At 58.3% G+C, this 8,817-nt stretch carries 8 protein-coding genes and 1 pseudogene; 1 reads left to right on the forward strand and 8 read right to left on the reverse strand.

The annotated features are described in order from the left end of the window. Positions 1–419: 419 nt before the first annotated feature. Positions 420–485, forward strand: a pseudogene (locus ACTQWD_RS08385) (hypothetical protein); the annotation flags it as partial. A gap of 24 nt (positions 486–509) precedes the next feature. Here the strand turns inward: ACTQWD_RS08385 and ACTQWD_RS08390 are convergent. The 8 genes from ACTQWD_RS08390 to ACTQWD_RS08425 form a co-directional block, all read right to left on the reverse strand. Next, positions 510–1,229 carry a GntR family transcriptional regulator gene (locus tag ACTQWD_RS08390; RefSeq protein WP_441559732.1) on the reverse strand — a complete coding sequence of 240 codons (720 nt, stop codon included), beginning with the start codon at positions 1,227–1,229 and terminating at the stop codon, positions 510–512. A 142-nt stretch (positions 1,230–1,371) separates the two neighbouring features. Continuing rightward, positions 1,372–2,379 carry a YitT family protein gene (locus ACTQWD_RS08395; protein ID WP_441559733.1) on the reverse strand — a complete coding sequence of 336 codons (1,008 nt, stop codon included), beginning with the start codon at positions 2,377–2,379 and terminating at the stop codon, positions 1,372–1,374. 206 nt (positions 2,380–2,585) lie between these two features. Next, entirely contained in the window at positions 2,586–3,215 is a 630-nt protein-coding gene (locus ACTQWD_RS08400) for an HAD family hydrolase (protein WP_441015582.1), read from the reverse strand. A 156-nt stretch (positions 3,216–3,371) separates the two neighbouring features. Continuing rightward, a complete protein-coding gene (locus ACTQWD_RS08405; protein WP_427795265.1) occupies positions 3,372–4,355 on the reverse strand; it encodes an SIS domain-containing protein in 984 nt (327 codons plus the stop codon). Between the two features lie 198 nt (positions 4,356–4,553). After that, positions 4,554–5,387 (reverse strand): PTS system mannose/fructose/sorbose family transporter subunit IID, encoded by an 834-nt coding sequence (locus ACTQWD_RS08410; RefSeq protein WP_154518549.1) that lies wholly within the window; start codon positions 5,385–5,387, stop codon positions 4,554–4,556. Positions 5,388–5,400: 13 nt separating this feature from the next. Beyond that, positions 5,401–6,195, reverse strand: a complete 795-nt coding sequence (locus ACTQWD_RS08415) for a PTS mannose/fructose/sorbose/N-acetylgalactosamine transporter subunit IIC (RefSeq protein ID WP_154518546.1) — start codon at positions 6,193–6,195, stop codon at positions 5,401–5,403. A gap of 36 nt (positions 6,196–6,231) precedes the next feature. After that, positions 6,232–7,155: a PTS mannose/fructose/sorbose transporter subunit IIAB gene (locus ACTQWD_RS08420; protein WP_441049007.1), complete on the reverse strand. Its 924-nt coding sequence runs from the start codon at positions 7,153–7,155 to the stop codon at positions 6,232–6,234. 183 nt (positions 7,156–7,338) lie between these two features. Next, entirely contained in the window at positions 7,339–8,421 is a 1,083-nt protein-coding gene (locus ACTQWD_RS08425) for a DMT family transporter (protein WP_441559734.1), read from the reverse strand. Positions 8,422–8,817 lie beyond the last annotated feature (396 nt).

The raw sequence follows: 8,817 nt of genomic DNA on the forward strand, positions 1-8,817 counted from the left end.
GTGCCCCCTTCGTCGGTGATTTGTTGTTTAGTCGCTAGAAATCATATGACGGGGCGCGGGCCGTGTTCCGCTATGCGGTTGTCAATTTGCGAAAGAAATTATGCGTCACCTCTGCCGCCGATTATACGCCGCCACGCGGACCGATGCCGCACGGCTGCCGGCCACGGGCAATGTAATCCGATGGGAACGAGCATGGATAATCTCCCACTTCGAGCCCGTCACCAAGCAAAAAACGGGAGATTATCCACGCTCATTCTGCGGGTAGTCATTGGGGACATTCTTGACAAGCGCGGAAACGTCGCTGGTTGAGCATAAGTCAGCGAAAACGCCCCTAAGCGAGCAAGGTGACGTGAAAGAGGAGGGAAGCGTACTTTTGTACGCGACCGACGATTGAACGTCAGATTGCCGCTTAGGGGCGTTTGCAGCGTCGACCGGTCCGCCGTTCGTTAGAACGGCGGAACCAAAGGCGTAGCGTCGAGCCGTTACGCGGTTTGGTAAAACCGCGTAACTTATATGACCATGACGTAGCGGCTACCCACGTAATACTGCTTGCCGAGCAAAACCGGCTCGCCATTGGGACCGGTAAAGCCGGCGCGCAGGTTGAGCAGCGGATCGTGCGGAGCGATGCCCAGCTCGGCCGCCTGCTCGGCATTGGCGCGAACGGCCTCGACCGTGCGGTAGCCAACCGAGGTAATCGGCGTTCCACCAACACGCTCGACCTCGGCAAAAATCGACTTGTCCTCAAGATCGGCCGTCAACAGCTCACGGTAGGCGTCAAAGGGCACAAAGATGTTCTCCTCAAAGATGGGCTCGCCGTCGGCCGTACGCACGCGCTTGATATGCAGCAGCAGCGCATCCTTCTGCAGGCCAAAGAACTCCATCTCGTTTTGGCGCGCCGGAACGATCTGGCGATCGATTACATGCGCGCCGGCCTTCATGCCATTGTCGGCACACAGCGCGGTAAACGTCTGCAGCGTCGAGGCATGAAACTGGCGGTTGATGTGCGGCGTGGAGACAAACGTGCCACGGCCTTGCTGTTTAACCAGATAGCCATCGGAACACAGCTCCTCTACGGCGCGGCGCACCGTAATACGGCTCACCTCGTACTGCTCGGCAAGCTCAAGCTCGGACGGGATACGCTCCTTGGGTGCATAAACACCTTTCTCGATCGAATCCTTGATTTCGTCGTAAATCTGCTGGTACAGCGGCGCATTTTTGGGTGCAGGCATATCTAATCACTCTTATCGAAATATCGGAATAACAAATACGTATATAACGTCTAGTTTTATGTTACCTCATAACGATAAAACGATACACCTTACCTACCAAAAAGGGACAAGATTGAGCAGAGCCGGCAAAATACCAAATACCTTACTTGCCGTCGTCCTGCTGCAGGCTGTCCTGTTCGCTGAGGCGCGCCTGCCTGCTGGCCATGCGTGCGGGCTTGTCGGGATCGGGAACGGCCGTGGGCATGGGTTCGTCGACATGACCGCCCCACCAACCGCCCACAAAGTTGAGCGTGTGGAACACGTTGATCACGGCGCCGGGATCAACCTCGCATACCAGCCTGATAATGTCCTGGCTCTCGTAGGTCGAGACAACGGTGTGCAGCAGGTACATCTTCTCGCGGCTGTATCCGCCGACGACCTCGGCGCAGCTAATGCCGTGCTGAAAATGGTTTACGTAGGCAGTCATGACCTCGTCTGCCTTACGCGTCGTGATCTGCAGCGTCACACGATCGTAGCGATGATAGAAACTGTCGATGGTCTTGGTCGAAATAAACTGAAACACAATGGAATACGCCGCCTTGTCCCAGCCAAACATAAAACCAAAGATTGCCAGGATAAAGCAGTTAAAGCCAAAGATGACGCCCCAGATGGTCTTGCCCGTGTGGTTGGAAACCCACAACGCGATAAAGTCGGTACCGCCGGTGGATGCGCCGGACTTAAGCGCGATGGCAGCACCCAGGCCCGAGACCACGCCGCCAAAAATGATGAGCATGATCTTGTCGCCTAAAAACGGCGCAAAGTGAAAGACGTTGAGGAACAGCGACGAGAGCACGACCTGCATCATCGAGAAGATGACAAAGCGCTTGCTAATGCCGCTCCAGCATAGGAGCGCCACGGGGATGTTGAGTGCGAGCATACCGAGCGAGATGTCGATGTGAACGCCGCCTAGCGAGGTAACGCGATCGAGCAGGACCGCGACGCCGGTAAAACCGCTCGGAAGCAGGTCAGCGGGCCGAATGAACGCCTGGATCAGGAATGTCTGGAGAACGGCAGAGACCGTGACTGCCACGGCAGTAATGGCACGGCGGACGATGGTGAGGCGGCCGAGTACGAGCACTCGGTCCGTGAGCTGATCGATGGCATCCGCCACGCAGGCTCCTTTCGAAGGCAGATATAGTTGTGGGGCATGCCCGCGATTGTAGCATGGAGCGTGCGGGGGCGCCTCAATTCACCCTCTCTCGACAACCATCAGAAGGACCGTGAGGCCGCTCAAAAGAAAAACGCCGTGAAGAGATCGATCCCTTCACGGCGAATTCGGCATTTGCCCAGATAAAACCTGCCAAAATAAACCTGTCCCTAAATGGCAGGTAGGATGTCACACAGATTGTCGATGACAACGTCGGCGGCAGACTGGTCCAGGTTGACGCCCTCGTGCGGACGCAGCGCCAGGACGCGGGCGCCAGAGCGCTTGCCAGCCTCGATGCCCAGAGGCGAATCCTCGATAACCAGGCACTCGGAAGGCTCCACCCCCAGCGCCTCCATGGCACGCTGGTAGATCTCGGGGTCGGGCTTAAACGCACTGCACTCGTGACCGCTGATGGTGTAGTCCAGCACGTCGGCGATGCCGGCAATCTCCACCAGCTCGTCGATCAGCTCGCGATAGGACGAGCTCGCGATGGCACACTTCACACCGCGCTCATGCAGCTCACGCATCACCGGCTCCGTTTGCTCGTTGAGAAGCTCGGCATACGGAACAGGGTGGTGCGGGCTGTAGACCTGCTTGTACTCCACGCGCAGGCGCTCACGCAGCTCAACATCGTCGGGCACCAGCGCCTTCCAAATGGCCGGCTCGTTAGACCCCGAAAGGTCGGGGATCTCGTCAAAGTGGAACCCCTTCTCTTCCATAAACGCCACGCGGCGACGGTTGTAGAACCACTCGGTATCGACCAGCACGCCGTCCATGTCAAACAGCACTGCCTTGATCATACGCTCCTCCTTCCACCTGCCAAAAAGGGACAGGTTTATTTTGGTAGGTTTTATCTGGGGTTTGCGGCGCGACAAACACGCCCCCAAAGCAAAAAAGGGGACGGGGCGAAAACCCCATCCCCTCTCAATCAACCCGTAAGGTCTACTTACTTGTGATTAGTAGGAAAGCTTCCACATGTAGCGACGCATGGTCAGCGGGTGCTGACGGGCCTCGGCGATCTGGTTGCCATACTCGCGCATAACGGCGAGGTGCAGCAGCGGGTTGAAGTAGGTGACGACACTCGCGGGCACGGCGTCAGCCAGGCCGTAGTCCTTGGAGTCGATCAGAGCGACCTTGGCGCCCATGCGCTTAAGGAAGGTGAGGGCGCGGGCGTCCATCGGACGGGTAGCGCCATCGGACATGAAGAAGACGTAGGGCTTACCCTCGGTGGAAACCTCGAACGGGCCGTGGAAGTACTCGCCGGTGTTGTAGGCGGCGGCGTCGATCCACTGCATCTCGGTGAACAGGAAGGCGGCGTGAGAATAAGCCATCTTCTCGGAGGCACCGGAAGCCATGAAGTAGATCATCTTGTCGTCCTTGAAGTCCTCGGCGAACTTCTTGGCGAGCTTCTTGCAGGACTGAGCGGCGTTCTCGCAGAGGTCGAAGACGTTGGTGAGGCCGGTGATCATGTCCTCGTAGTGGTCATAGCCCTCGGTCTGCTGAAGGATCTCGAGAGCAAGAGCGATGGCATAGCCGGGCTTCTCGCACTTGGCAGCGTAGTTGGCGTGGAAGCCGTGGATGATGACGTGGTCGGCGTCGACGGTCAGAGCGGAGCCGGCCTTGTTGGTGAGGGAGACGACCGGGCAGTTGTGCTTCTTGGCGGTCTTGTTGGCCTCGACGGTCTCGGGCGTGGAGCCACCGAGGGAGCAGGTGATCACGAAGGTGTGCTCGTTGACCCAGGAAGGCGTGTCGTAGTTGAACTCGTTTGCGGTGAAGATCTGAACGTTCAGCTTGTCCGTGTTGTTGGCCAGGAAGTACTTGGCGGGGTAAAGGTCGGACATGGAAGCGCCGCAGCCAACGAAGGCGACGCTGTGGATCTCGTGGTTGGACAGGACGTCAGCGACGATCTGCTTAGGGAGGTTAAGGTCGATCTCGTACATCTGACACATTCCTTTCGATTTTTGCGGCGCCACTTTGCCGGACGTGCGCAGGATTACCGTGACTTGGACCGAGTCGCCGGCCCATTGAAGATGTGACATAGGGACTGTCCCTTTGACACATTTAGGGATGGAAGCCTGCCTGGGGTATGGGATGCCAGGCAGGCTCCCCGGGGAAAGCGGTTAGACGCTTGGGCGCGACTAGGCCAGGATGCCGGCCGCGGAGAGGGCGATGCCGCCCACGATGGCGATCACAAGAAGCCAACCGGTGTTGACGTTCTTCTTGATGAGCCAGTACATAAGGCCGGTGAGGCCAAGGGAAATCATCTGGGGCATCATGCCGTCCAGGATGTCCTGGATCACGACGGTGCCGTCAGCGAACTGCAGCGGGGTGGTGGCGCCGATCAGCGTTGCGATCATGCCGCCCACGGACATAAGACCCACGATGCCGCAGACATACATGAGCTTCTCCATGAGGTCGCCGCCCTGAAGCTTGCTCAGGTACTCGTGGCCGCCCTGATAGCCCATCTTGGCTGCGAACCACGTGATTAGCACGGAGGGCACGATGGAGATGAGCATGGCCAGGATCGGGCCCATGATGGAGCCCTGCTGAGCCAGCTGAACGCCCAGACCAAAGGCGATAACGCGGATGGTGCCCTGGAAGAAGGAGTCACCAATACCGGAAAGCGGGCCCATGAGGGAGGTCTTGACCGCGTTGATCGAATCGGGATCGAAGTTCTCGGGATCCTTGGCGTACTCCTCCTCCATGGAGGCGGCGAGGCCCAGGACGAAAGCGCTCGTCTGCGGAGTGCAGTTGTAGAACGCCATGTGACGGCGGTAAGCCTCTTTCTTGGCAGCGAGCTGCTTGGGGTCGGACTCATCCGGATAGAGGCGATCGAGCGTGGGAACCATGCCATAGAGGAAGCCCATGTTCATCTGACGCTCGTAGTTCCAAGAGGCCTGGATGGCCCAGGAACGCCAGAAGAACTGGCTGACCTTCTTGTTCAGGGACACGTCCTTGGTTGCGGTTGCCATAGTGTGTTCCTCCTTAGTCTTCGTCGTCTTCGAGCGGATCGTAGTCGGAATCGACACCGGCGGCTGCATGGGAACCGTTGAACTTGAAGCCCATGAAGACGACAGCCAGGCACACACCGATCAGAGCGACCGCGATGACGGACAGGTTGAGGTAAGCGGCGAGCAGGAAGCCGATGAACAGGAACGGAGTCATACCCTTCTTGATCATCATGGTGAGCAGCAGGGCCAAGCCGTAGGCGGTCATGATCTTGGTCGAAACGTTAAGACCAGTGGACAGCCACTCGGGGACCATGTTGACGATGGCCTGAACCAGATCGGTGCCAACAAAGACGGCGAGGAAGATCGGCAGGAAGTACATGACGGCGTACAGACCAGTGCCGACGCAGATGTGCATACGGTAGGCGGTCTTGAACTTTCCGTTATCGATCGCGCTATCTGCCACATGGGTGAGGGCGGCGATGATGGAACGGAACACGATGCCGAGGAGCTGACCCAGGACGGCGACCGGGATGGCGATCGTCATGGCGGTCTCGGCGGAAGCATCGGTCAGGCACGCAAAGGCAGCGGCCACGATGCCGCCCAGGACCATATCGGGCGGAACGGCAGCACCGACCTGCACCAGGCCCATGGACACGAGCTCGACGGCGGCGCCGACGGCAAGGCCGGTGGGCACATCGCCCAGCAGCAGACCGACGAGCGTAGCGCCAACGAGGGGCTGCTCGAAGTTAAGACGACCGAGCAGGCGGGAGTCCCACATGCAGAACACGCCGACGAGGCCGACGAGCACCGCACTGATGAACGTATTCATACCCTTCTCCTTTCAGTCAGGCAAAAGCCTGGTTGACTACAGCTTGGCGTCGATGTCGACGCTCTGATACGTGGGGGTCTGCTGGACATAGAGCTTGATGCCCATGTCGAGCAGCTGGTTGATGTCTGCCTTCTGCGTGGCGTCGAAGAAGACGGAGCTGTCCTTGCCGCCGACCTGATCGGCACCGTCGTGGTTGGCGGTGGCGCCCAGGTTGATGGCGTCGAGCTTGTAGCCCTGGCAGAACTGCAGCATCTCGGCAGTGTTGCCAAAGACGAACATGACGCGCTCGCCAAGGGTGTTGAGCTTGTCCATCTTGGCGAGGGCGCGCTCGACGGTGAAGACGTTCAGGCGCACGCCCTGGGGCTTGGCCAGCTTAAGAGCGCCCTTCTTGATGTCATCGTTGGCGGCAGCGTTGTCGACGACGATGATGCGCTCGGCCTGAACCTTGGTGGTCCAGGTAAAGACGACCTGACCGTGCAGCAGACGGTAGTCAAGACGTGCGAGGACGATCTTGGCGGGACCGGAGCTGTGATGGGACGCCTTGGCCTTCTTGGCGGGAGCCGCGACGGCCTCGACCGGTGCGTTGGGGTTGGTCAGACCAGTGCGGGCCTCGTTGATGAGGGCCGCGAGCTCGGTGCCCTTGACGGGGGCGGGGCTCATAGCGAGCGTGAGCGCCAGCGGGATGTTGAAACCGCTGACAACCGTGAACTTCGTGCCGTTCTTGGAAAGCTCGACCATGCTGTTGTTGACCGAGCTGCCGAGCATATCGGTCAGCACATAGACGGTGTCGTCCGCGTTGAACGTGGCGATCATGGCGTCCACCTTATTGGTGATGGGCTCCTTGTCGTCACGAGCAAGCGACACGACGTGGACGTTCGACACGTCGCCGAGAACCATCTCGAGCGTGTCTTTGGCGCCTGCGGCCAGGCCGCCATGAGATGCGAGAATGATCTGATTCATCTTGCCTCCTCCTTTTCGTTATGGTCATTATAACGTCTTATACGCTACTTACATTGATAATTAGTATAAAGACCGTTCGCGGTTAAAAATCGACCGTTTACGGGTTTAACGTACTCGAAACGTTGGGGCTGGGTAGGCGGGCACTGGCTGGATAACCCCAGGTCGGATGCCGCACGCAATTCCCTATCGCACGAAGTACCAGGGACTTTCCTGTACGGTGGGCTCCAACGCGATGCCGGTGCGTTCCTTAAACAGATCCATGTCCTGCGATTTCTCCGTCCACCACGCGTTGGGCTTAAAGGTCATGCTCTCAATGACATGACCGACAAACACACTGTTGCGCAGCCTGGAGAAGTCGGTGTTCATGATCAGGATGGACGCGAGCACCAGCACGATGCCCAGGACCTTGATCGCGCCGGCGGGCTCGGCGTAGACACCAATGCCCAGCAGTACGGTGACAACTGTCTCGAATGACATTACGACGGGAACTTTCGACGTCTCGAGCCCCATGGACAGACCCTTCATATATAAGATGTAAGCCACGGCTGTGGGGATGAGTCCAAAGCCAAGGAACAACAGCAGCAGCTGTGGCGACATTGCCGCGGCGACATCCGGCCACGGAGCCGCGATAGCTGCCATAACCGCACCGCCAAAAACAAAGCCCCAAAACGTGACAGCCAGCGGGTGGACCGTCTTGGTTGCTATCCGGCTAAACACCGCGAGCGACGCACCGCAAAGGCCTGCAATCACACCCGACGTGACGCCCCAAACCGAAAAATGAAAACCGGAAAGGTCGCCATTGGTCACTGCAAGCACACAGCCAACGATGTTAAAGACAATGGCAACGAGCTTGTTAGGGGTCACGTCCTCGCGATAAAGCACGCGGCCGAGCATGACGCCAAACACCGGCGAGGTGTAGAGCAGCACCGAGGCCGTGGACATGCCCACCTCGCCCATGCACTCGTAATAGCAGGTGTTGGCGGCGGCCAAACCGACGATACCGACAAGCGCGCAGGGAACAAGCTCTTTAGGGCTTGCCTTGAACAGGGCCAGGGGGCCCGATGCTTTTCCCTCACGAGCACCTCCCTGGCAACCCATGAACGCCAAGACCGGAGCCATTAAGACGGCACCCGACAACAGGCGAAAGGCCGCCATGCTCTGAGACGAAACACCCATGGCCGAGATGCCGTTTACAAAGATTCCGATGCTGCCCCACATAAGCGCGGCGATCAGCACCAGCACATAGCCCAGATTGCTTTTCTTCAACGCAGCCTCCTCGGTATTGTTTCCAATATGTTTCATACTACGTTATAGTCGTTATATACATTTTTCAAGCCACAAATCGCCGAACGGAAAAATCTGCTCTCCCACGTACTCATTGGGCATACTCATTGGGGACGTACTTAAACGACTAGTCATTGGGGACGTTCCTGAATGACTAGTCGTTTAAGTACGTCCCCAACGACTAGGACTGTCCCCAACTGCCGGCAGAAAGGGAACGTCCTCAACTGCCACATCTGGACCAAGGCGACGCCGATGCTTTGGCAACGTCAGACACTATGACCCAATCCGAGGGCACTAAAAAGATAGGAGCCCCCGCTCGTGACCGCGGGTCGGGGCTGCGACAATGATGTTGAAGTGCCATAGGCGCAGCCGCGCCGC

It is taken from the genome of Collinsella sp. LCP19S3_B6 (assembly GCF_052121815.1).
GTDB lineage: Bacteria > Actinomycetota > Coriobacteriia > Coriobacteriales > Coriobacteriaceae > Collinsella.